Source organism: uncultured Psychrosphaera sp. (assembly GCF_947500655.1).
Lineage (GTDB): Bacteria > Pseudomonadota > Gammaproteobacteria > Enterobacterales > Alteromonadaceae > Psychrosphaera.
Genome location: NZ_CANMSK010000001.1, coordinates 292,798 through 318,571, shown reverse-complemented (window position 1 = coordinate 318,571; position 25,774 = coordinate 292,798). Strand labels below are relative to the sequence as shown.

The window sequence follows — 25,774 nt, the reverse complement described above, 5'->3', positions numbered from 1 at the left end:
ACAGTGTTTAATCGTTAGCTAAACCCAAAATCTGTTATTAAATACCGTCATTTTTAATCGCGGCTCTTCTTCTAAGAATTCGCTGTAAAAATAAGGTTAAGCTGCCTGCTACAATTCCCCATAATACTGAGCTTATGCCAAACAAGGATAGATCTGAAGCAGTAACCAGTAAGGTTATAATCGCAGCCTCGGATATTTTTGAGTCAGTTAGTGATTGTTTAATGCTATTGGTTATAGTTGAAAACAGGGCTATACCTGCCAATGCATAGATTAATGCCGTTGGTAATGATGAAAATAAGTTCATCAAGTAGCCTGCAAATATTGCCATTACAATATAAAATATTCCGCCTGCAACCGTCGCCCAATATCGTTTTTCTGGTTTGTCACTTACTTCGTCGGTCATACAGATAGCAGCTGTTATAGCCGCTAGGTTAATCGCATAACTACCAAAAGGTGCAGTAAGCAAAGTAACGCCGCCAGTTACGCTCAGTACGGAAGATACTGGAGTTTTATAGTTATGAGCTTTTAATACCGCAATTCCTGGTAGGTTCTGTGCAGCCATAGTGACAATAAATAATGGAATACCAATACCAAGTAAAACTTCTAGGCTGAATATTGGCGATATGTACTGAAACTCACTAAATTGCCACGTTAGTTCAACACTTTTAACTAACTTGAATTGCCATGCGAGTAATCCACTAACTAGTAATACAAACAACATGGTGAATTTGGGCGTGAGCTGTTTACAGATTAAGTAAGTAACAAACATAGAAATTACCAAAATCGGTTGTGCATTCATTTGATTAAACACATCAATACCAAATTTTATCAAAATCCCGGCTAACATTGCTGACGCTAATTGAAATGGCAGTCTGCGGATCAGTTTTTCAAACAAACCTGTAACACCACATAAGAAAATAAATGCGCCACAAAAGATAAAGCCACCAACTGCTTCATTTAACGTGAAACCTTGTGTGTTAGCCATCAGTAATGCAGCGCCTGGTGTTGACCAGGCAATAAGGATAGGAATACGATAATAAAGGGAAAGGCTAATAGAAGTTAATCCCATGGACAAACCTAAAGCTAATATCCAACTTGCCGCCAGATTTACATCCCCACCTAAATTGATCACAGTTTGATAAATCAAAGCGACTGAACTCGTAAAGCCAACAATCACAGCAACTAAGCCCGCAACAGTTGAACTTACAACACGATTTACTAGCATAAAAATGCTCCCGTAATTAATTTAAAATGTAAGGAATAGAGCCGCTATAAAGAAATAGGTATTATTTTTTGTTTTAGACTATGACAGTCATTTGCTTGTAAAACAAGAGCTTGAGTATTTGCCATTTCAATGCAGACCATATTTTTATAACCGTCATTGTCAAAATCAATCATTTGTTGAGCATTTTTTTGCCATGGATTCCAGATCACAATTGAGTCATGTCCAACACCTACAATGTCCAATTTACGGTTTGAATTAAGCAAGGTGACTTTATCTTGAGCCGTTAAATAAATACGGTCAGCATGCTTGGTTATTTTTACCGGGCCATTTTGAGTCGTTTTTTTATCATGAGATAACTTATCGATATAACTGACGTTATTTAAATCAATGATTTGAGAGTCATCAATATCATCTACTGCAAAATAGGTATGAATAGCTTGTGATAATTTTTGTGGCGTTTTTGAGGTGTTTCTAGTGATTAATTCAATTTCAATGTTATCAGTAAAAACATAACGCATCTGTAGGCTTAAGCCTAATGAGTCAGCAAGCGTTTTAGGTAAGTTAGGAGATAGTACTAATTCAACGGCGTGTTCGCTTTCTTCAAAGCGTTCAAGCGTCCAGTTTACCGTGCGGGCATAACCATGTTGAGGCTCACCAGCATATAAACCTGATGCAGGACCAAACCAAGGCCAGCAAATAGGCGCGCCACCTCTAATTGGTCTACTACCATCAACAGGACATGAATCGGATAGCCATAATAAATCAGCTTTGCCAGTAGGTGTAAAACTAATTAATTGCCCACCTAATTCAGTTATACGTGCTGAAAATTTTGGATGGTTTATTTGATAATTTACGCCATCATCAATGGTGGCTTTGGTAATATATTGGCTGTCCATGTTATTACTCCAAAATGTTAATGTTTTACTGATCTACAGACTAAAAGGTAAGACTTTAAAAGGCATAAACAAAAAAGGTGACACTTAAGTCACCTTTATAGAATTTAATTAATATTTATTCTAGTAATAAATACTTATTTCATTAACAACATAGCGTTATCTAGCATGCGGTTTGAGAAAGCCCACTCATTGTCATACCAGCTCATTACTTTAACTAAACGTCCGATAACACGAGTTTCTGTGGCATCAAAGTTTGAAGAGTAAGGAATGTGGTTGAAATCGATAGAAACTAAAGGCTCATCATTTACTGATAATACTTCAGCTAAAGGACCGCCAGCAGCAACTGCTTTACGGATCACATCATTAACTTCATCTACCGTTGTATCTTTTTTCGCAATAAACGTTAAATCAACAAGTGATACGTTTAACACTGGAACACGTACAGAAAGTCCGTCTACTTTACCTGCAAGTTCTGGAACTACTAAACCAACCGCTGCTGCTGCACCGGTTTTAGTTGGGATCATAGACATTGCAGCGGCACGAGCACGACGTAAATCTGTGTGATATACATCACTCAAACGTTGGTCATTAGTGTAAGCGTGAATCGTATTCATTAAACCAGATTCAATACCAATCTCGTCGTTTAATACTTTTGCAAATGGTGCAAGGCAGTTAGTTGTACAAGATGCGTTTGATATTACTGTCATATCTGGAGTGATTGTTTCATGGTTAACACCATAAACAATAGTTGCATCAACACCTTTAGCAGGAGCAGAAATAATTACTTTCTTAGCGCCGGCATCAATATGCGCACTTGCAGTGTCTTTAGACTGGAACATACCAGTACATTCAAAAACAACATCAACCTTAAGTTCTGTCCAAGGTAAGTCAGCTGGATTTCTTTCTGACGTTACTTTGATTAAATCACCATTAACAGTAATAGTGTCATCGGTGTTTTCTACTTTGGCATTAAAACGACCGTGTGCTGTATCGTATTTTAAAAGATGAGCGTTTATATTTGCATCGCCTAAGTCATTTATCGCTACAATTTTTAAATCGTAGTTCTTTTCTGATTCATACAAAGCTCGTAATATATTTCTACCAATTCTACCAAAGCCGTTAATTGCTACGCGAATAGTCATACTTATACCTGTTAATGATGTTGTGTAATTTCAAATTGGTAATAAAATTACATCCATTAGGCTGTAAAGTAAAGTAAAATGGCAAAAAATTAATATGATTTTTACTTACCAAAGTCCATATGGATATAAAGCTAAATAAAGTGCTTTTACTGTTGGCGCTAAAGCCAATATAATTGCGCTAATTAATAAATATCCATTGGCTAAATTTAAATAATTGTAGTCAAATTTGTAGCTGTAAATAGGAATTAAATGAACGCTTCTTTAATTGAACATTTGGTTCAAGCTCGTGGAATAGAATCTCAATATATAGACGCTTCTGGACAAGAGCAAATAGTCAGCCCTGAGGCGATAAAACAGATTTTAACCGCAATGGGGTACCCAGTTAATGATCAAGATGCGTTAATCGGTGTGGTGGAACAAGAAACTGAAACGGCTTGGTTCACTATTGTTGAGCCTGCTTCTATTGTCCGTCAGGGGCAAAATAACGTTTTACATTTTAAATTGCCGATAGATTTTGCCAATGATGAACTAGACTTAACTATCAGCAAAGATAACCAAATTTGTAAGAAGATAAAGTTTGTGCCAATTGACCAAGAATTATTAGGTCATTTTGAAGTGCGCGATATGGAAATTCAGCACTATGCTTTACCCGTTGAATTAGACTTACCTATTGGTTATTACCAATTAGCACTTTTTGAACCCGGAATTGCAGAGCCTCTTGGAAGTGGTACTTTGATCATTACGCCTGAATCTTGTTATAAACATCCAGTTTTAGAGCAAAGCATAGATACAGCGGTTAACCATAGTTTTATGTTAGCAACCACTAAAAGTAATGCCGTTGCTAATATCAATAAAGACTTATATTGCACAGATGTGAGGATAGGACAGTCATCTAATGAATTAGAGTCTGCATTGGATTTAGTACCTATGGACCCAATTAAACTTTATCAACAAGCTTATCAGCCAATAATTGATGCGTTCCGTTCTCGTATGAGCAACGGTGCTGTAAATATAGGTGATATTATGGCTTTGTTAAAATTACTTTGGGTACCTAAAGGAAAGGCAGTTAACGAGGGGGCGTATGTATATTATCCATTTGACGATTTCTTAGCGATATTAACGCTTGAAAGTCAATTAAATCAAACGGTTATTGTACGTAATGAATCAACTGACATGCCGGAAGATATTGCTGAGTACTTACAATTTATAGGCATGCAAGTTGTTAATCCTTAGTTTTGATCTAAATGCTGTATTTGTCGATCAGAAGTTACTGACTATTAAATAGTATTTAAATAAAGACACCTTCATTAATCGGATTGATTGGTATAAATGGCACGATATATAAAATTATTACCGTTTAATTTTAGTTAACTGGTAGGAAATTAGGCGATTATTCTATATAATCCGCGCCAAAATTGCACTGTGCAATATTACCAATCCTTATTGAAACTAAGAGAAGCTAATTCTATGTCAGACAACGCTATTTTATGTGATATCGGTTTTATCGGTTTAGGAGTGATGGGCAAAAACCTAGCTCTTAATTTGGCTGACAATGGCTACACCATTGCTGCTTTTGATTTGGACACTGAAAAGGTAGCCAGTGCAATTAGTCAAGACAAACTGGAAAGAGGCGACAAACCACAACGCATTTTCCCATGTACATCATATACAGAACTACTCTCCAAGTTAAAATCTCCTCATTTAGTTATCTTATCCGTACCAGCAGGGCGTCCAGTTGACGATGTTTGTCATAAACTGATTGATGCAGGTATAGAAGCTGACGATATTATTGTTGATACCGGTAACAGCTTGTGGACTGACACAGTAGAACGTGAAAAGAACTTTGAAGGTAACTTCCTATTCTTCTCAACAGCTGTTTCTGGTGGCGAAGTTGGTGCGCGTTTTGGTGCTTCATTAATGCCAAGTGGCGACCGTTATGCGTGGACTCGTATTGCTCCAATGTTTAAAGCAATCGCCGCTAAAGTTGACGATGCGACAGGTAGACCAATTGAACGTCATGAACCTGGTAACCCAGTAACAGAAGGCGAACCTTGTGCCACTTACATAGGTGAAACAGGCTCTGGTCATTACGTGAAAATGGTTCACAACGGTATTGAATATGCCGATATGCAGCTAATTTGTGAAACCTATAATATTATGCGCTCTGGCCTTAATATGAGCCCAGCAGAAATCGCCGTCATTTTTAGAAAATGGAATGAAGGTGAGTTAAACTCATATTTAATCGAAATAAGCGCGGAAGTTTTAGAGCATATCGACCCAGAAACAAACCTACCTTTAGTTGATATTATCTTAGATAAAGCTGGCCAAAAAGGTACAGGTTTATGGACTGCGGTTAGCTCATTGCAAATAGGCGCTCCGTCACCAACTATTTCATCTGCTGTATATTCAAGAGCATTATCAACATTAAAAGATGAACGCATAGCAGCTTCTAAAGTGTTAGCTGGGCCTGACTTATCTGAGTTTGACTTAGATAAAGACGAAGTTATTGCCCAGTTACATGATGCATTATATTGTTCAAAAATCTGTGCTTATGCTCAAGGTTTTCAATTAATGAGTATGGCTGGTAAAGAACACGGCTGGAACTTGGATTTTGCTGGTATTGCTAAAATTTGGCGTGCTGGTTGTATTATTCGTGCGGTATTTTTACAGTCAATTACCAAAGCGTACGAACGTGATGAAGAGTTATCTAACTTATTAGTTGACCCTTTCTTTGCTGAACAAATTGCTAAATTCCAAACAAACTGGCGCAAAACAATTGCTAACTCATCAATGATGGGTATTCCAATTGGGGCGTTTTCATCGGCTTTGGCTTACTACGACTCATATCGTAGTGAAGTACTACCTGCTAATTTACTACAAGGCCAACGTGACTTTTTTGGTGCGCACACATTTGCTCGTACCGACAAAGCTGACGGCAAGATGTACCACGTTGAGTGGAGTCATCCAAACCGTCCAATCGTTAAGGTGTAATCGTTAAAGAATAAGCTAAATACCTAGTACTAAACTTAGTATTAAGTGACTTTAAAAACCATATCCATTGATATGGTTTTTTTATGTCTAGGGTTAAATCTTAGGTGCAATAAGGTATAAAGTAGTTATAACATTTAGCATGATTTCAATTAAGAGAAATACAATGACAAAATCAATAGACAAAATAGTAAAAACAGAAGAGCAGTGGAAGTCGTTGCTTGATGATGAAACCTACCGAGTAACCAGACTTAAAGGCACAGAACGTCCATTTACTGGAAAGTACTTAGAACATGATGCCCAAGGTAATTATAAATGTGTATGTTGTGGCTCAGAGCTATTTAAGTCATCTCAAAAGTTTGATGCTCATTGCGGCTGGCCGTCATTTGATCAAAGTATAGAAGGCGCTGTGGATTATCATAAAGATTCAACACTAGGGATGATCAGAGTTGAGATCACTTGTGCTAACTGTGATGCGCATTTAGGCCATATATTTGAAGATGGGCCAACTGAAACTGGTAACCGGTATTGTGTTAATTCAGTATCACTTACCTTTGATGGTGAGTAAATACGAGTTTTTTATAAATGATAAAATCGACTACTTTATAAAGTTTTACGTACAATCCTTTTATTATATGCGTTATATCGACTTTTAACTTAATAACTTAGAAGCTCCGATGGCGCTTTTATTTCTGCTTATATTAGATTTAGCAATTTGTTTTTTTAATTTATTGTAAGTCAATTTGTAATAATACATTTAAACTTACGAAATAATAATTTACAATGCATCCGCACTTAAGGCTTACGCAATTGTTGTGAGTCTTCTTTAGTGAATCATTTTTGTGAATTAAATTATTATAAAGGCAGATGTAATGACGTTAACTCCTGAACAGACTTATCAAAAAAGTTGGTTAGAAAGACAAGAATTTGCAGACCGTATGCAACCGTTAATCGGTATGTTATATCGTGGCCGCGGTATTGAAATTTGTATTTATGGTCGTCCATTAGTTTCCGCATCTGCTATTGAAATCATTAAAGCCCATAAAACCGTAACTAAGTATGAAAATACCAAGCTTAGAGTGCGTGAAAGCTACGAATTCTTAGAAATTCTTTCAGGTTTAAACTTAAACCCAGCCAAAATAGATTTAGGCAAATTAGCCTTTGGTTACATTTATAAAGATAAAGGCAAAGGACTTTCAAAAGAAGAGTATTTAAAGCAGGAGCTAGCCGACATCTTAGACCAAGACGGACACCCCGAGCCGCAAGATGTTGTGCTATATGGATTTGGCCGAATAGGGCGTTTATTAGCACGCTTATTAATTGAACGTAATGGACCAAATGCCACATTACGTTTACGCGCAATTGTGGTTCGTGGTGGTAAAGATGGTGATTTAGAAAAACGCGCCAGTTTATTACGTCGAGACTCAGTTCATGGGCCATTTAATGGCAGCATTACGGTTGATAAAAAAGCCAATGTTATTAAAGCTAATGGCTCATACATTCAAGTGATTTACGCTGACTCTCCAGATAGTATTGATTATACGGATTACGGCATTAACAACGCATTAATAGTTGATAATACAGGTATTTGGAAAGATGAAGACGGTTTAGGCTTACATTTAAAATCAAAAGGCGCAGCCAAAGTATTGTTAACCGCACCTGCTGGCGGTGAGATTAAAAATATTGTTTATGGTGTTAACCACACAGACATTGAAGCGGATGACAAAATTGTTTGTGCGGCAAGTTGTACAACCAATGCCATTACGCCAATATTAAAAGCGATAAATGATGAATATGGTATTGATAATGGTCATGTTGAAACCGTACATTCTTACACCAACGATCAAAACCTAATTGATAATTTCCACAAAGGTGAACGTCGAGGTCGTGCTGCAGCACTTAACTTAGTATTGACCTCAACCGGTGCGGCAAAAGCCGTGTCTAAAGCATTACCTGAATTAACCGGCAAGTTAACAGGGAATGCGATTCGAGTACCTACACCAAACGTGTCTATGGCAATAATGAATCTTAACTTAGACAAAGCCACGTCAGAAGAAGAACTAAATAAGTTTTTACTAGACGTTGCTTTACATTCTGAACTTAGAGATCAAGTGGATTACACCAGCTCAACCGAGATTGTATCTACGGATTTAGTGGGTAACCGATACGCAGGTATTGTTGATTCAAGAGCAACCATAGTACAAGATAATCGCGCTGTGTTGTATGTATGGTATGACAATGAATTTGGTTATAGCTGTCAGGTTGTAAGAGTGATGCAAGAAATGGCTGGGATCAAGTATCCGTCATTACCAACGGCTTAATTAATTTATACCAATTGTATTCATGAATTGAATGCATTAATTCAATTGGTATTATATCGCTGATATCTATAGATAAAGCTGTAAATATTGATCCGTCACAATAAGGCCATTTTTAAGTGGCCTTTTTTATTTCAATTATCCCGCCCTAGAAAATATTTTAACTAATTTTTTTAACAGATTGGCTTAATTTTAATGAATTGAAAGGGCATTTAAGATACCGTTAACACCTAATCAAAAAAATCACTCAAAATGGATCGTTAGATTAAATGTTTAGTTCAGTATTTAGCTCAGTAAAGCCCAATTCTATAATCTTATTCTCACTACTTATCAGTCAGTCTTTTTTCGTTGTTCAGGCTGCAACTAAAGCTCAAGCTGAAACTAAAAAAGTACAAGTAGAAACCACCTCCGAATCAATTCTTCAACAGCCAGATTATGTTTTTGATCAACAAAAAATCCAAAGCTATGGAGTGTCTAATCTGTATAGTTTGTTAAATTACTTACCAGGTTTTCAAAATGTCACTGGCGAAAATATTTCTGCTCATAGCCAGCTACAAGTCCGAGGTGTAAACGCAGAGGACGGTTATCTAGTATTAATGATTGATGGTATAAAAATCAATAGCTTGCTATTTAATGATGTGCAAATGTCATCACCATATTTCAACTTATCTTTGGCTGAACGCATTGATGTTTACACAGGCCCTAATGCGGTTGAGTTTGGTAATAATGCAGCATTAGCAGTTATTAATGTGATCACCAAAAAATCGAATTATGTCTTGTTGGAAGCTGGACAAAATGAACATAAAAAAGGCATAGCTAGTTTATTCAGAAAAACTCGATTTGGTCAGTTCTCATTTTTCATTGCCGAGAGTCAAGGGGATGGTGGGAAATATTCATCAAGCAATATTCCTACATCTAGTTATTTAGATGGCAAAGATCACATTAACAAGCCTTATGTGCACGACCAATTAAGTGCAAGCTGGCAGCTTGGCAACTATGTGATGAGTTATTATGAAGAGCAGCATGAGCAAGATGGGTTTTTAACTAACCAGAATTATCATCCAGATAATAAATTTCAATCAAAGACTAAACTTTTATCAAATAAACTTCATGGTCGAGTAACTCAAAATGTTAGTTATAAAACTGACTTATCCTATTCTGACCATAGTGTTAAATCTGTGGGACTAATAGACGAGGGGGGAATTCGTCCTTTTTCTGAAGATTATTGGTTTGGTCCAGATTGGGCTTCTTATAAAATAGAATTTAATATATCTACAATTTACGCTTGGTCTGAATGGTTACATTTTGAATTTGGTGGGCAATGGCAAAAACAAGAACAATATGAAGCAGGCGTGATCACATCGCATCTAACACCAGATGGTCAAGATAGCTTACCGTTAGATAGATATTACAATGAAAAGTTACAATCTGTATCTGACTTTGGACAATACTCTAGTTTATTACAAGATGTTGAAAGCCATGGCTTGTTTACTAATATGAATTGGAAAATGACAGGGGTAGACACTTTATCAGCAGGGATTAGATTAGAACGTAATCATAATTTTTCTGATGATATTTCAATGCAATTTAATTATAGAAGAAGCTTAAACCCTAAAAGTGCTTTAACGGTTGAGTACTCAGAAGGTTTTCGTTCTCCAAACTTTAGTGAATTATTTTCTACTGAACTTTCATATTATGGCAATCCATCTCTAACGCCAGAAAAAATCCGTTCTTTTGAACTGGGTTACTCTTATAAAGAACAAACTTGGAATGTGGATGTAACCACATTTTATCAAGAGCAATCTGATGTTATTGCACTAACAGACTTTGACACTGGTTTTAGACGTTTATATCGTAATCTTGAAGATCAAGAAATGGTTGGGTTAGAGACTAAAGCTGATTATCAAATGAATAAAAATTGGAATTTAGAAGGCACATTAACCCATTATTTTAACGACACAGAAAACCATGAATTCACTACATTTGGCTCGTTGAGTTTAGTCGGTCAGCTCGGTAACTTTAATATAGGGTTAAATACTATAGTACGTTCAGGTCTTGATTTAGCTAATGAAACGGCAAGTGTTGATGAGGTTGTGTTTGATGGAAGCTCAACGGTATTGGTTAATGCTGTCGTAAACTACCAACTTGGTAGAAGTCTTCTATTCTCGTTAAAAATTGAGAACGCCTTTGAGCAAGACGATAAGGTTTATGACGCGACTCAAACGCTAAACCAATATTACGTCCCTCAGCAAAAGCAATTTGCGTCGTTTAGTTTAACTTATGAGTTTTAATCTTAGTTATTAACAGCATTTATAAACGGTGCTTATAGGTAACTCTTATAAGTAGCGTTTATAAACATAAGTGGGAAATTAATTTCAGGCTTTTCAGGTCTATTAACAACAATACACTTATTACTTGAATTCATTGGCGGCAGTTACAGTTATGTTAAAAAATTTAACCACTCAAGCACTTTTCTTTATTGGCATATTTATGGCAATAACGTGGTTTCAAGAATCCAGTTTATTATCAACATCTGGTGATACCAAAGCGCCTGATTTTGAACTGCTTGATATTCAGGGCAATAAAATAAACTTAGCATCATTGTCAGATAAGCCAACCTTATTGTTCTTTTGGGCACCTTGGTGTTCAGTTTGTAAATTCACTATGCCAAACCTACAAGATTTTCATGAGGATAATGCAGAGCAATTTAATGTGGTTTCTGTTGCGTTAAGTTTCCAGCACTCAGATGAAATAGTAAATTTCATGCATGAAAATGAATATCAATTTCCAACTTTATTAGGTAATGACGCTTTAGCTCAGGACTATAAAATCCAAGGCTACCCTACTTATTACGTCATAGATACCAAGGGTGTTGTGGTAAGTAAGTCAATGGGATACAGCACTGAAATTGGAATGTTATTAAGGTCGACCATTTTATAAGCAAGTAACGCTAGAAAATAGATTACGACTGGTTTCTACTTTATTTTATGTGTTAGTCTTGATGGGATAAACAGTGACGAGATTAAAGCATGAAAATTACCAGTAACTTTGATAGCGGCAACATAGAAGTTGTTAGCTTAGAGTCAACCTCAGATATCCAATTAAACATCTCCAAAGACAATGAATCAGATTTTTATCAGTGGTTCCATTTTAAAATTGAGTCTACCGCTGGCGAAGAGCATAAGTTCAGAATTTTAAATGCAGCCCAAGCGTCTTACCCACAAGGCTGGCAAGATTATAAAACCATGGCCTCTTACGACCGTGAGACTTGGTTCCGTATTGACACCGACTACCAAGACGGAGAATTAGTCTTTAATCATATCCCAGAGTTCGACCACGTATTTTATGCTTACTTTGTTCCTTACTCCTATGAACGCCACTTAGACCTTATTCATAAATCTCAACTTTCCCCAGACACTCAACTTATTACTTTAGGTCAAACTTTAGATGGCAGAGACATGTCTTTGTTACAAATAGGGCAAGAAGCTGAAGGTAAAAAGAAAATATGGATCACGGCTCGTCAGCATCCTGGTGAGTCAATGGCCGAGTGGTATGTAGAAGGTTTATTAGAGCGTTTATTCGACCATGACGATGCCGTATCTCGTTTACTAATGGATGAAGCTGTTTTTTATATAGTACCAAATATGAATCCAGACGGATCAGCTCGCGGTCACTTAAGAACCAATGCAGTAGGCAGTAACTTAAACCGTGAATGGTTAGAGCCATCTTTAGATAAGAGTCCAGAAGTTTATTACGTACGTGAAAAAATGCTATCAACAGGCGTTGATATGTTTTTGGATATACACGGTGATGAAGCTATTCCATATAACTTTGTGGCGGGTTGTGAGGGTATAAAAAGTTACGACGCTCGTCATCAAGCATTAGAAGAATCTTTTAAAGCAGCTTATGCAGCAGTAACGCCTGAGTTTCAAGATGTACACGGTTATGACAAAGATGAACCAGGTACAGCTCTACCAACGGTAGGTGCATCTTGGGTTGGTGAACAATTTAAGTGTTTGTCTTATACTGTAGAAATGCCATTTAAAGACCATAATGATGCACCCGACGCATTTTATGGCTGGAACGATGTTCGTTCTGCTAAGTTTGGGGCTGATGTACTAACGGCCGTATTAGCCGTAGTGAAAAAGTTACGCTAAACCAAACATACAAAATTCGAAATGGGCTAGGAAACTAGCTCATTATTTTTATAAAACAATAACTATAATAAAAAGGAACAAACAGTGAACGCATTAAATGATTTACTCGTTTTTCTTGATGGTCTATTAGGAAGCTCTCCTTGGTTTCCCTATGTACTATTAGGTGTTGGTGTTTTCTTCACCATTTATCTTAAATTCCCACAAATCCGCTACTTTAAACATGCTTGGCTTGTGGTAACTGGCAAATACGATAAAAAAGGCGCAGAAGGCGATACAAGTCACTTCCAAGCTCTTTCTACTGCGTTATCTGGTACCGTTGGTACCGGTAATATCGGTGGTGTTGCTTTAGCATTATCAATTGGTGGTCCAGCTGCATTGTTTTGGATGTGGATGACCGCCTTTTTTGGTATGACAACTAAATTTGTTGAAGTAACTATGTCACACAAATATCGTGTGAAAGTAGAAGACGGCACTATGGCCGGTGGCCCAATGTATTACATGGACCGTCGCTTAAACATGAAATGGTTAGCGGTTGCGTTTGCAATTGCAACGGTTATCAGCTCATTTGGTACAGGTAGCTTACCGCAAATCAATAATATCGCAGTAAGTATGGAAAGCTCATTTGGTATCGAACGTATCGTTACTGGTGGTGTATTAGCGGTTGCATTAGCGTTAGTTATTTTAGGTGGTATTAAACGTATCGCTTATGTTACTTCTCGTATTGTACCTACAATGTCTATCATCTATGTTGTTGGTGCATTAGGTGTTATTACATATAACATTGAAAACTTACTACCTTCATTTATCTCTGTATTTGCCGATGCCTTTACAGGTTCTGCAGCAACAGGCGGGTTCATTGGTGCCGCATTTGCGTATGCATTTACCAAAGGTGTAAACCGTGGTTTATTCTCGAACGAAGCCGGTCAAGGTTCTGCTCCAATTGCTCACGCTGCAGCAAAAGCAGATGAACCAGTATCTGAAGGTATGGTTTCAATATTAGAACCATTTATCGATACCATCATTATTTGTACGTTAACAGGTATGGTTATTTTGTCTTCTGGTGCGTGGCACGACAAGTTTGAAAATGACTTCCAACGTTCTGATATGTCGATAATTAATGGCGTATATCTTGAGAGTTCAGAAGATAATATGAATTCGTTATACTTACACCTTAACGGTGAGAAAAGTGACATCACTAAATTTGATGGCGAATTACAAATTGTTGAAGGTAAAGCGACTGGAGCTGATCCTGACTTTACAATTATTAACTCTCGTTCAATAGCTGAAAACGTGACTTTCTTATTACCGGGTGAACATTTGTACAACGGTAAATTAAAAGTCATTGATGGAGCATTAAAAAATGATGAGATTATTGTTCGTGGTGATTCATTAATTCACTCTGCAGCCTTAACAACAGAAGCCTTCACTAAAGGTTACTTTGGCGAGTATGGTAAATACATAGTAACGATTGGTTTATTGTTATTTGCTTTCTCTACCGCAATTGCATGGTCATATTATGGTGACAGAGCAATGACCTATTTATTAGGTGCACGTTCTGTAATGCCATACCGTGTTATTTATTGTGCAGGTTTTGCGTGGGCTGCGGTTGCAGATACTTCGTTTATCTGGACATTAGCTGCGGTAGCGATCGTAGTTATGACACTACCTAATTTACTTGGTATCATGTTACTTCGTAAAGAAATGAAAGAAACGGTTGACGATTATTGGGTTAAGTTCGACAAAGAGCATGGCGAAAATAAAGACAAATAAGTTGTTTTTATGAAAATAGTCCTCATTAATTAGCTTAATGAGTTCTACCGTTTAGAATAAAAAAGCATCCTGATAATATTGGGGTGCTTTTTCTGCGTTTTATCCCTACTTGATTTTGGGATGACGGAAAGTAAATATCCTTTTGAGAGAATGTTATATGGCAATAATTAAATGTCCCCAATGTGCAAAATCTATTTCAGATAAACAATCCATCTGTCCTCACTGCGATCTAGATATGACAGATTTAACCGAAGAAAAACTGCATTCATTGAGCAAGATCAAAACATTGAAAAACAGCCAAACTTTAATGACGCATCAAGCGATAGCTATGTTATTGTTTTTAGTTGGTGTTTTTACCTTTTATAATAGCGAAGACAAAACAACTCCCCAATATTTATTATCGCAAGTTTGTATTGTTGTTGGCTTTCTTTGGTACTTAATAAATCGAGTTCGACTTATTTTGTCTAAACGTAAAAAATTATAATTGGCGTCGTTAATAGGTGTAAGTAAATGAATTTAGAACAAATGTTGGCGACTGTTACGCCTGAGGTTTTTGAAAACCTAAAATACGCAGTTGAAACCGGAAAATGGCAGAACGGCCAGCGCTTAACAGCAGAACAAAGAGATAACTCATTACAACTGGTTTTGGCATATCAAGCCAAAGTCGAAAAATCTAATCAGCAGTTCACTATCGGCGAAGATGGTGAAATGGTGATGAAATCTAAGCGTGAATTACAGCGCGAATTTTTACCTGAAACTGACATCGCAAGGTTTAACCAAGATGATATTTAGTAAATTATTTAAAAAGAAAAAATGGCAAAGCAAAAAAGTTAGCGAACGTCTAGCCGCAGTAGCAGAGCTAGACAAAGCAGATCATGCAAATAAGTCGATATTGCACGAACTCGCCTTTAATGACGGCGACGAAAGAGTACGCCGTGCAACGCTAGAGAAATTAAACGACTTTGCTTTATGGTGGCAGGCCTTTAAACATGACTTTTCTGACAGCATTAAAAAGTACGCTGAGCGTATTATTACAGAGTCGTTAATTGGTGAAAGAGATACTAATTTAGATCCACGACTTAAAGTTGAATTTATAGAGCAGTGTAATAAAACTCAGTTATTAGAACGAGTTGTATTTGATCTTAACGACCAAGAACTAACATTAAATACCATTAAACGCTTAAATAAAGATGCATTAAACTTTAAAGCGATTACCGACAGTAGTTTACCTATTGAATCAAAATTAAACTTATTAGAAAACTTAACAGATGTTAATCAACTTAAAAAATTAACTAAAAAATTAGATGGCGAGTTATTAACTACCGTAGATAACAAGTTAGAGCAATTAAGACTTGATGCAGAAAAACCTGTTAAGTTAGAAAAACAAGTTCGTTTGTTATTAGCCCAATTAAATGCGTTAAAAGACAAAAGTGACTTTGCAGTTATTGCCGACAAGCAAACTGAAATGGAAAGCCAATGGCAACTAGCTGCTAGCCAGTTTGATGTGTTAGCAGACAATGTTAAAGCAGAATTGTTGGAAAAACATGAAAAAATTACTGCTACATTAGAACGTATTCAATCGCCTTTAAAAGCGCAGTGGCAAGAACAGCAAGAAAACGAATTATTACAACAACAGCAGCAAGATAATTTTAAAGCAATTTCTGCAGAATTAACCGCTGTTGAATCTAAAATCACACAATCTATTGCAGATGACAGTGAAATAGAGCAAACACAATTAAGTAATGACATTAACGCCGTAACTCACAAATGTGCTGAATTGCAGTTAAAAGAGTCAAGCCGTGTTGAATTGTTGAAGCGCGCAGAAAGCATATTTAATCGTGCGAACCAAATCCCTAAAATTCAGCAAGCTATTTTACTGGCTAAATCGTTATTGGAAAAATTACAGCAATTGCCAATTCCACAAGATTTAGCTCAGTTAAATGAGATCACGCCTGAGCTTAAAGAGCTTAAAAAGCAGTGGCAACAAAATCTTAAAGACGTGGGTATTTCTTTACCAACGGATATTGCGACTGAGTACGCTAAGTTATTAAAACAAAGAGACGGTAAAGTCACTGAGTTTGAAAAACAACAGCGCCAAACGTTTAACCAAATTCGTCGTAAAATTCCAGAGCTTGAAGTCTTAATTCAAGAAGGGAAGTTTAATAACGCATTTGGCTTATACAAGAAAATGACTTTTTGGTATGCCGACTTAAATGAATATCAACAAAGCCAAATCGCACGTAAGTGGGAAGTTTTAGAATCTGAAATCGAAAAGCTACAAGAGCTACAACAGTCGTTTTCAAATCCTAAAAAACAAGAGTTATTGGCTGATGCTAAAAAGCTAGCTGAGACACCATTGGTTGACCCAACTGAACAAGCGCATAGAGTTCGCTTATTGCGTTCAAACTGGCTGTCATTAGGTCATGCAGGTGATGAGCAAGAAGTTGCGTTAAACGATGAGTTTAACCAGTATTGTGAAACTGCATTTATGCCTTGTCGTGAGTATTACAAAGAGCTTGAAGATGAACGTCAAACGCATTTGGACGCTAAGTTATTAATTATTACTCAGCTAGAAACATTAGCTAATAACCTAAAAAGCTCAGAAGTATCAAGCTGGAAAGACTTAGAGTCCGTGTTTGTTAAATTAACGCGTTTATGGCGTGAAACTGGTTTAATAGACCGTGAAAAAGTAACGGAAATAAATAACCGTTACCAAGCGAGTTTAAAACCAATTAAGCAAGCGATTACCAAGCACCATGCTACCAACGAGCAAGATAAGCTATCGCTAATTAAACAAGCGAAAGACTTGGTAAGCCAAGAAATGGATTTAGGCCAAAAGTCTGACAAATTAAAACGCTTACAAGCAAAATGGAAAAGCATTGGTTTTGCAGGCAAAGGTACAGATCAAAAGCTTTGGAATGAGTTTAGAGCGGTTAACAATCCAGTCTTTGAACAAAGAGACAATGACAAAAAACAAGAAATGAGCGCAGCAAACGAATTGTTTGATACGCACATGGTAATGTTGTCAGACTTAAAACACTCAATTGAAGAAACATCTGAAATCAATGATTTACGTTCAATCATAGATCAAGCAGAGCAAAGCTTAACGCAAGTAAAAGGCGTTGCTAAACCGCAATTTGAAAAGTTAAGACGCATCGTTTTATCTATCACTAAGCAAGCCGACGAAGCAATTGCCTTGTTAAGAGCAAAACAAGAGCAACAAATATACGTCGACTTATTTGCCGCTGTTGAAGCTATAGTGGAAGGTAAATCTGCCGACTTGAGTTCATTTAAATCGTCTTGGCAAAGTGCGTTTAACATGAATTCAAAAGAAGATCGCCATCATGTGACTTTACTTATGGAGATCATCGCTGGATTAGAATCTCCAGAGTCTGATAAAGCCAAACGTAATCAAGCACAAATGGAAATGTTAACGGCTAAAATGCAGCAGGGCGTTGAATATAACGTTCAAGACTTACTAGAAACTTGGTTGTCTGCAGGCATGTTTACCGACAAAGATATTGAACTGCTGGCAAGGATCAAACCTATATTTATTTCTTAAGCTCTATATAACAAGAGTTATTAATAAGATAACTTTTAAATAGAAGTGCTCTTTAAGAAAATATAAATAGTTAAAATCAAAAAAAGGTAGAGCGTTATGCTCTACCTTTTTAATTTAAAACACTAGATAATTTGTATTAATCTACATTACGTTCATAACTTAAATTAGTGAAGGTCAATACACTTTCAGTAATACCTGCATCACTATAAAAGTCAGCCCAATCAGCGCTGTCGTCTACATCATCTCCAGACTCAGCATCTTGTGCTTGCAAATAGTTACCAAACTTCAAGTATGATTCAGAGCTATCTTCAATCGTTAAGCTGAAGGTTTCGCCCATCGCGTTTACGGTCACGAAGCCATGATCGTTAATCACTTGAAAGTCAAAGTTATCTCCGCTACGAATAGTACCAAGCGCTTGTTTCTCTTCACCTGAACCATCTTCTTTAGCTAAACGTACGTAAACATCAAAAATACCATTGTTTGCGACACTGTCATCAAAACCTGATTCGCTTGTATCTGAAACATAAAGTTTCATGATAGTACCGGTATCACTTGCGTGATGCTGCGCAACAATCATTTTAGAACCATCTGAAATATCCAATTTAATGTTTGATTGGAAGTTTTCATACAATTCAGTCATAGCGACACGCTCATCTGATTTTATTTTAAGTTCATGTCTCCAACCATTACCGTTAGGAGTGACATGTTGTGCGGCTAATGCATCAAATACCATACTATCACCAACAACAGGGTCAAGATCATTATCACCACCTTCTAAATCCCAAATACTCCAATCCCAATCATCTAGTGAGCCTGTTGGAGGTGTTGTGGAACTACCTTGTTTAACGTCAATCCAATTAAGGTTAAAGTCGTTACCTGTAACATCAATTCGAATAGTATGCTCACCTACACTTAATGAACCTAAATCAATAGTTTGGGTTTCCCAGCTTTGCCAACCACCGGTGTTACCTACATTAAGACTATCGCTTAAATAGCCATTAACTAAAACATCAAAGCTACCTGTGCTTTTATTTGATGCAACACGTATATTGGCAGTGTATGTTCCTGCTGAAGTAACTGTAATAGTATAATCTAACCATTCATCTGCTTTTATCCAGCCAACATTGTATCCGCCATTACTATCACTAGTCGTTTGAACATCAACGCCATCAGTACGATATTCACCGCCTTGGTTAGCAGAGGTTAAATCATAATAATCATTGTAATCTTCTGCTTGGATTAAACCCGGTACACTAGTTGAATCAGTTGGCGTTGTGGGGGTAGATGTCCCAACAGAGTTTAATTCAAAGTCATCAAAACGGCCCTCACCATCGTAATAATTTCCATAAATAGTAATTGTTGTCGCAGATCCAGAATTAAAGGAAACGGTCACTAGTTCATAATCATCCCCGCCACCAGTACGGTTATGACGAGTACCATTTACATCAGCCCCAATTTTACCGATACCTTCAATATAAGCTGATAATTCGTAATCAGTATTAGCTACAACGCTAACATCTTGTTCAAATTTACCACCAGAACCTGTGATTTTTGCAGCTTTTGAACCTGAGTGTTCATCAGATGAAATTGCAGAAGGGTCTGTATCTTCCCAACCACTGAAATCACTTTCAAAACCTGGATTTGTAATACTAACTGAAGCCGCATTTGATGTTGCAATGCTGGCTAAAGTTAGCGCTGTTGATATCGCTAATGTTGTGTAAGTTTTTCGTGTATTAAAATTCATAAAATGTTCTCTATAATTATAATTATCATTTTTGGTAAACCAATTCGTTATATTGGTAACTTATATTTTAAATACTACCTGTTGTATCCGACGTTTTTTTATTGGTTTTGGTTTTACCAATTTAATTGTCGAAGTATGATAATTGACCATAGGTGAAATAAATTCAACATACGTTTGTAATAAAATTGTAATTTAGGACTGGTCTGTTTCTCTATTTTAGGAGGTGTTAAATTTAAATCATCATTTAATCAAGAGGGTAGGGTTATTTTTTTAATATTGAGAAAATACGTAATTAGCTAATTATTTTTCGTATTGTAATACCAATTTAAAAATTGGTTAGGCATTGTTGTATATTGTTTGTTTATATATTCGATTGGGAACACTGCTAATCTAGTGAGTAATAACATTGAACATACTCAAGTCGGCCATAAATTGACTTATACCTTTGTGTAATATCTGTGTTATCAATAGCTTTATTTTTATTAAGCCAATAGAATCACTTGCTTGAATAAGATACTTTAATACTAAAAAATAATACAAGGGCAATTGCATGGAAAATGTGGCTACCGCCAGTTCAACTCAAAGCTCGGAAACGAAAAGCACTGGACGTTTTAAAGAGATCATAAATAGTTTTGGTCCCGGTATTATGATGGCAACAGCATCAGTAGGTGGATCACATCTGGTTGCATCAACTAAAGCGGGTGCAATTTACGGTTGGCAATTAGCTATCATTATTTTACTGGTTAACCTTTTTAAATACCCATTCTTTCGTGCTGGTGTTCAATACACTATGGGAACAGGTAAAAGCCTTATCCAAGGTTATAGTGAATTAGGTCGTGGTTATTTATGGACATTCTCTATTTTAATGGTGATTGCATCTATTGTAAGTACAGCGGCACTGTTAATGTTTTGTGCCAGTTTACTTGGTTACTTTTCTCCTTTTGAACTCTCCCTAACCGCAAACGCGGCTATTATTCTAGCCGTATGTTTAACCATTTTATTTGCCGGGCATTACAAAGCACTCGATACATTATCCAAAGTGATCATGCTCACTTTGGTTGTTGCTACCGTCAGCGCTGCAGTAATGGCTATTATTAATGGCCCAGTTGCACCTGCTGGTTTTGAATCACCTAGTATTTGGGATATTGCTTCAATAGGCTTTATTGTGATCATGATGGGCTGGATGCCAGGTCCAATAGAGGTTTCGTCTTTAACGTCAATGTGGTTAAAAAACCAAAGAAAAGAACAGAACGTCACCATAAAAAGCGCCTTGTTCGATTTTAATGTCGGTTATATCGGCACTGCATTATTAGCAATTGTGTTTTTAGCATTAGGCGCTTTGGTATTAAATGGTAATGGTGAAACACTTAGTAATTCAGGTGTAAAGTTTACTCATCAACTCGTGAGTATGTATGCGCATACCATAGGTGAATGGTCTCGTTATTTAATTGCGGTTGTGGCGTTCTTTTGTATCTTTGGTAGTACGATTACGGTGCTAGATGGTTACTGTCGTTCGTTGTCTGAAGCACATTTATTGATCCAAGAAAAAGAGTTAGACCAGCCTAAAAATCATATGGGTTGGATGGTTTTTGTCAGCGTAATTGCTATGGTTATATTACTGTTCTTTACTGCACAATTGATGACAATGCTTAACTTTGCCATGGCACTCGCATTTATCACAACGCCTATATTTGCATTACTTAATTATCGGTTAATTGTAAAAGCCAAGTTAACAGGTCAATTAGCCTTAACTCCACGAATGAAAGCTTTAAGCTGGCTAGGACTAGTGTACTTATTTGGTTTCTTAGCTGTGTTTATTTGGTGGAAATGGTTGATGTAATTGAAGTCGTTTGAGGGCAAGTCTTGTGAGTTCTTAACTGTATCTTTTTAGATTATGGTAATAGTTGTAATGAAGTATTCAAATTCTATTGTATTAAGCCAGTGGGATAGAGGGAAACCTAGGAGTAGAATATAATTACATTAGAGCACGAGATGATTAAAATTTTACGCTAAGTCCTATAGATGTTGTGTTGCTATGATCTTGTCCTGTTCCAAATGAACTTATTAGTGATACGCTTCTATTTAACAGATAGCGCGAGCCAAAAGTGAAATATTCGTTAGATTTATTCTCACCATCTAAAACTTCAATAGTCCTTCTTTGACAGCGTCCCCACAATTCAATTTTTCTACTTAGCATCGATCTTATTCCTACCTCAGAGTAAAAACCGTCAGACTTTTCTTTATTAATAAATATTTTATCAGATACTTCTGTTTCTAATGAAGCAATACCAGCGCCAAGCCAGATATCTGTTGAATTAGCTATTGAGTGCTTAAGTCCCATTCCAAAAGAAATCACAGATAACTCGAATGTAGTATCTTTACGTGGAGCTGGGTATTGATAAGTTACCGTTTCTCTTTGTGAGGTAATAAAGAATTTAGAAGCCAATAAATAAGTAGCTGAAATATTAAATCCACTAGGGGAAAAGTCATCCATTTCTTCATAAGAATAACTTTTATAAGTTAAGTCAACACGGTTCCAGCTAGGCGAGGCTGCATTTACATTCATAACTCCTAAGAGGAAAAATGAAAAAAATATAGCGATAAATCTTAACGTCATTTAGCTTCTACTTGGAATTTATAAAGGAAACATGGAAGAGGGTATGTTTCTTTTGGCTGTTTTATTCAAAGTGTGATTATGCGTTAAATTAACTACTATTTAAAATAGGGGAGAACCCTAAAACAGATTTATAGACTATAAAAATTATTAATATTAATGTCAGTTCCGAAAACAGCGCGTTTCATATTATTGTTAATTTACAATTCCAATTTTACATAATTGGAAAGATACATATGGCGATAAAGTTTTTAATCAAAGGGCTATTAAAAAATCAGTTTGACGAGCTTATTAAATTGAGCGAACAAGAATTGAGGATTAGGGAGTTAACGGATAAAAAAAGCATAAGCCAACATGCTAAGTGGATCACCGTTAATGCCAATCCTGGTTTCCCTTGTCGAGTATCTTTAATTGACGCTAATATAGGCGAAAAGGTTCTTGCTTTATCATTTAATCATCACAGTGTTGATTCACCTTATAACGCCTCAGGAGCAATTTTCATTAGAGAGCATGCACAAGATGTTGTACTAGGTATAAATGAAATACCTAAAATGTTACGCCATCGGTTACTTTCGGTCAGATCTTATGATTCGGATAACATGATGATAGGGGCTGAAGTACTACAAGGTAAAGAGTTAGAGTGTGTTATTGATAAACAATTTCAAAATAGTGAGGTTGAATATATACATATCCACAACGCAAATCCGGGATGTTTTAATTGCAGCGTTCATCGTATTTAGATAATTGAAATTAGTATTCTTAAGTAAAAAAATGGCCTTGTATATATTCAGACATACAAGGCCATTAATAGGTAAAGATAGCTAATCATCTATTGATTAACTCACAAGCTTATAAGTTAAAAACCAAATACTTGCGCCGCTATCGTCATGGTAATAATAGTCGTTACTATAATCGCCATAATATTAAGAGCAAAACCAGCTCTTATCATATCTTTCATTTGTATTTCACCAGAGCCAAACACAATCGCATTTGGTGGCGTTGCAACCGGCATCATGAACGCACAACTACATGCAATCGCTGCAGGGATAACCCAAACTAAAGGTGTACCAGTTATAGACTCAGCAACAGGGCCTAATAGTGGTAAAAAGCCTGCTGCGGTTGCTGTATTACTAGTGATCTCAGTTAAAAAGGTAATTAATGCAACAACAACAAGTACACTCATGACTAATGGGATAGTACTCGCGCCTTCAATCATATGTGCAATAAATTCGGCTAAGCCTGATGATTTAATTTGTGCGGCTAGGGTTAAACCACCACCAAATAATAACAATACACCCCAAGGAACTTGTGAGGCACTTTTCCAATCAAGAATTTTATCGTCGCTACCTTTATTTGCTGGTAATACAAATAGTAATAAAGCGGCGGCTATTGCAATGCCCGTGTCAGATATTTTTAAACCAGTAAAATCACCGAGTAATGGTCTAAAAATCCAACATAGTGCTGCAAAAACAAATACATAAAGTACGCCTTTTTCTGCACGTTGCATTATACCTAGCGCGCTTAGTTGCTCTTTAAATACTTTTTTTGTATTTAAGCTTGCTTCTTTATTTGCCTGGGTATCAACTTTATAGGCAAACTTTGTAAGCCAAATCCAGCAAAGAAATAACATTATTATTGCTAAAGGCAAACCGACTATCATCCACTGGGCAAAGCCAATTTCAATTTGGTAGCTATCAGAAAGATACGCAGCCATTAGAGCATTAGGCGGTGTTCCGATTAACGTAGCAATACCACCAATACTTGCACCATAAGCAATTGAAAGTAATAACGCTTTACCAAATCCATCATTTTCTGGGTTTGACTCTTTCACTAAATGAGTAATTGAAAGTGCAATAGGTAGCATCATTACCGCTGTTGCAGTATTAGACATCCACATAGATAAAAACGCAGTAACTAGCATCATAGCTAAAATTTGAAAACTTGGTTTTGTGCCAGCGTATAACATTGTTTTTAATGCTATACGCTTATGTAATCCCCAACGTTCCATCGCAATTGAGATTAAAAAGCCACCTAAAAATAAAAATATTAATGGGTGTGCATAAGGTGCGGCAACTGCTTTTATCGCACTAATTTCAGCTAAAGGTGAAATGACTAATGGTAATAACGCCGTAGCTGGAATTGGAACTACTTCACTTACCCACCAAGAAGCCATCCAAAATGCTAAACCAGCCGTTTTAAATGCCGCAGGCGACATAGCGCTAGGTGGATCTAATAAACAAGTTAGTAACATAACAATTGGACCTAGTACTAAAAATAGCAATTGAAAGTGCCTATTTTCAGCGGGCTCCTGAGTTAATATATTGTTTGCCATAATAATAAACCTTTAAAAATTGTACTTGAGGCCAAGAGCAACACTACTGTCTGTGCTAGCTTCAAGATCTAAGTCGGTATATAAAAAATATGCTTTAGTTTGTTTGTCGAATACATAATCAACACCAGCTGTCCATTGAGTTGCCTCTGTATCTTGACGTAGTGTTGAATCATCGCTAGCCAATTGAACTTTTGGTATCCACTTATCCATCTTATAACTTGCACTTAATACATAACCATCGCCAGACTTAGTGCCGTCAACAGATTCAGAATGTTGGTATAAAGCACCTAATTGTAATTGTTCAAATTTATAAACCGTTACAATACGGCTGGCTATAACATTATTTAGAGTATCCACATGGCTTAGAGATATATAATATGGTGTATTCTTTAAACCACGGTCACCGTATATAAACGTAGCCGCGTAACCAGCTTCAGTGCTAGCTGCATCATCTTTTGGTGCATAAGTAACGGAGAATTGGGCATTATTCCAATATTTAGAAGAGTAAGTAATGGTATCGCCAACTCTATCTTGGCCGGCAATAACTTGAAAAATATCGCCTTGAGTTTCATTAAAGTTATCTAGTTTACCTTCTGAGTATTTAAAACGAGTATCGTTTCTACCCACAACAACTTCACCAAATGCACCTTTTAAACCTAAATACGTATTTCTAGCAGAGAAGGGAGTGGTCGTATTATCAGCTTCAAAGCCATTAACTTGAACTTCATATTTAAAAACAGCAGTAAGGCTTTCATTTAATTTATGATCACCTTTAACACCAATGCGTGAAAACGGAGCATCTATTTGCGTACCTTCGTTGGCATAACGCATTTCACCGGTATCGGTATGAGCAATTTGTACTTCGGCTTTACCGTATACGTCAACCTCATCGGCTGACACAGCTTGAGATATTACAAGTAAACTGGCGAAACTAGCGAATAGTGACGTTGTTGGTGTAACTTTCATCATATATATCCTAATTTTATAATCTACATATTATTGATTAATATAGTTCTTTTATGGCTA

General features: G+C 36.5%; 20 protein-coding genes. 13 read left to right on the top strand and 7 right to left on the bottom strand.

Annotation, left to right across the window (positions count from 1 at the left end):
• Window positions 1-37: 37 nt before the first annotated feature.
• The 3 genes from Q0940_RS01440 to gap all read right to left on the bottom strand — a co-directional run bounded on the left by Q0940_RS01440 (window position 38) and on the right by gap (window position 3,263).
• Window positions 38-1,225, bottom strand: a complete 1,188-nt coding sequence (locus Q0940_RS01440) for a benzoate/H(+) symporter BenE family transporter (RefSeq protein ID WP_299263017.1) — start codon at window positions 1,223-1,225, stop codon at window positions 38-40.
• A 44-nt stretch (window positions 1,226-1,269) separates the two neighbouring features.
• Complete coding sequence (locus Q0940_RS01435) at window positions 1,270-2,121, bottom strand: D-hexose-6-phosphate mutarotase (protein WP_299263015.1); 852 nt, start codon at window positions 2,119-2,121, stop codon at window positions 1,270-1,272.
• Window positions 2,122-2,255: 134 nt separating this feature from the next.
• Window positions 2,256-3,263: a type I glyceraldehyde-3-phosphate dehydrogenase gene (gene gap, locus Q0940_RS01430; protein WP_299263013.1), complete on the bottom strand. Its 1,008-nt coding sequence runs from the start codon at window positions 3,261-3,263 to the stop codon at window positions 2,256-2,258.
• Window positions 3,264-3,512: 249 nt separating this feature from the next.
• Between gap and Q0940_RS01425 the strand changes: the two genes are divergently transcribed.
• The 11 genes from Q0940_RS01425 (at window position 3,513) to Q0940_RS01375 (ending at window position 18,058) form a co-directional block, all read left to right on the top strand.
• On the top strand, window positions 3,513-4,496 hold the full coding sequence (locus Q0940_RS01425) for a hypothetical protein (RefSeq protein WP_299263011.1): 984 nt from the start codon (window positions 3,513-3,515) through the stop codon (window positions 4,494-4,496).
• Window positions 4,497-4,730: 234 nt separating this feature from the next.
• Window positions 4,731-6,254, top strand: a complete 1,524-nt coding sequence (gndA, locus tag Q0940_RS01420; RefSeq protein WP_299263009.1) for an NADP-dependent phosphogluconate dehydrogenase — start codon at window positions 4,731-4,733, stop codon at window positions 6,252-6,254.
• 163 nt (window positions 6,255-6,417) lie between these two features.
• A complete protein-coding gene (gene msrB / locus Q0940_RS01415; RefSeq protein WP_299263007.1) occupies window positions 6,418-6,819 on the top strand; it encodes a peptide-methionine (R)-S-oxide reductase MsrB in 402 nt (133 codons plus the stop codon).
• A 304-nt stretch (window positions 6,820-7,123) separates the two neighbouring features.
• Window positions 7,124-8,572, top strand: coding sequence for a glyceraldehyde-3-phosphate dehydrogenase (locus tag Q0940_RS01410; protein WP_299263005.1), 1,449 nt, complete (start codon window positions 7,124-7,126; stop codon window positions 8,570-8,572).
• A gap of 266 nt (window positions 8,573-8,838) precedes the next feature.
• Window positions 8,839-10,860 (top strand): TonB-dependent receptor, encoded by a 2,022-nt coding sequence (locus tag Q0940_RS01405; protein ID WP_299263003.1) that lies wholly within the window; start codon window positions 8,839-8,841, stop codon window positions 10,858-10,860.
• Between the two features lie 151 nt (window positions 10,861-11,011).
• Complete coding sequence (locus Q0940_RS01400) at window positions 11,012-11,509, top strand: redoxin domain-containing protein (protein WP_299263001.1); 498 nt, start codon at window positions 11,012-11,014, stop codon at window positions 11,507-11,509.
• Between the two features lie 89 nt (window positions 11,510-11,598).
• Window positions 11,599-12,726: a M14-type cytosolic carboxypeptidase gene (locus Q0940_RS01395; protein WP_299262999.1), complete on the top strand. Its 1,128-nt coding sequence runs from the start codon at window positions 11,599-11,601 to the stop codon at window positions 12,724-12,726.
• Window positions 12,727-12,810: 84 nt separating this feature from the next.
• Entirely contained in the window at window positions 12,811-14,496 is a 1,686-nt protein-coding gene (locus Q0940_RS01390) for an AGCS family amino acid carrier protein (RefSeq protein ID WP_299262997.1), read from the top strand.
• A 157-nt stretch (window positions 14,497-14,653) separates the two neighbouring features.
• Complete coding sequence (locus tag Q0940_RS01385) at window positions 14,654-14,980, top strand: hypothetical protein (RefSeq protein WP_299262995.1); 327 nt, start codon at window positions 14,654-14,656, stop codon at window positions 14,978-14,980.
• 26 nt (window positions 14,981-15,006) lie between these two features.
• Window positions 15,007-15,288, top strand: coding sequence for a DUF1315 family protein (locus Q0940_RS01380; protein WP_299262993.1), 282 nt, complete (start codon window positions 15,007-15,009; stop codon window positions 15,286-15,288).
• Entirely contained in the window at window positions 15,278-18,058 is a 2,781-nt protein-coding gene (locus Q0940_RS01375) for a DUF349 domain-containing protein (RefSeq protein ID WP_299262991.1), read from the top strand. The genes Q0940_RS01380 and Q0940_RS01375 overlap by 11 nt, the downstream gene beginning before the upstream one ends.
• 136 nt (window positions 18,059-18,194) lie before the next feature.
• Here Q0940_RS01375 and Q0940_RS01370 read toward each other — a convergent pair whose 3' ends face one another.
• The gene (locus Q0940_RS01370) at window positions 18,195-19,802 is read right to left on the bottom strand and encodes a carbohydrate-binding protein (RefSeq protein ID WP_299262989.1); all 1,608 of its coding nucleotides are present in this window, start codon (window positions 19,800-19,802) and stop codon (window positions 18,195-18,197) included.
• Between the two features lie 550 nt (window positions 19,803-20,352).
• Between Q0940_RS01370 and Q0940_RS01365 the strand changes: the two genes are divergently transcribed.
• Window positions 20,353-21,642, top strand: coding sequence for a divalent metal cation transporter (locus tag Q0940_RS01365; protein WP_299262987.1), 1,290 nt, complete (start codon window positions 20,353-20,355; stop codon window positions 21,640-21,642).
• 156 nt (window positions 21,643-21,798) lie between these two features.
• On the opposite strand, the gene Q0940_RS01360 is transcribed toward Q0940_RS01365, so the two are convergent.
• Window positions 21,799-22,368, bottom strand: coding sequence for a hypothetical protein (locus tag Q0940_RS01360; RefSeq protein WP_299262985.1), 570 nt, complete (start codon window positions 22,366-22,368; stop codon window positions 21,799-21,801).
• A gap of 284 nt (window positions 22,369-22,652) precedes the next feature.
• Between Q0940_RS01360 and Q0940_RS01355 the strand changes: the two genes are divergently transcribed.
• Entirely contained in the window at window positions 22,653-23,156 is a 504-nt protein-coding gene (locus Q0940_RS01355; protein ID WP_299262983.1) for a DUF1203 domain-containing protein, read from the top strand.
• Between the two features lie 116 nt (window positions 23,157-23,272).
• Here the strand turns inward: Q0940_RS01355 and Q0940_RS01350 are convergent, their stop codons facing one another.
• Entirely contained in the window at window positions 23,273-24,748 is a 1,476-nt protein-coding gene (locus tag Q0940_RS01350; protein ID WP_299262981.1) for a DASS family sodium-coupled anion symporter, read from the bottom strand.
• Window positions 24,749-24,760: 12 nt separating this feature from the next.
• The gene (locus Q0940_RS01345; protein WP_299262979.1) at window positions 24,761-25,717 is read right to left on the bottom strand and encodes a porin; all 957 of its coding nucleotides are present in this window, start codon (window positions 25,715-25,717) and stop codon (window positions 24,761-24,763) included.
• Window positions 25,718-25,774 lie beyond the last annotated feature (57 nt).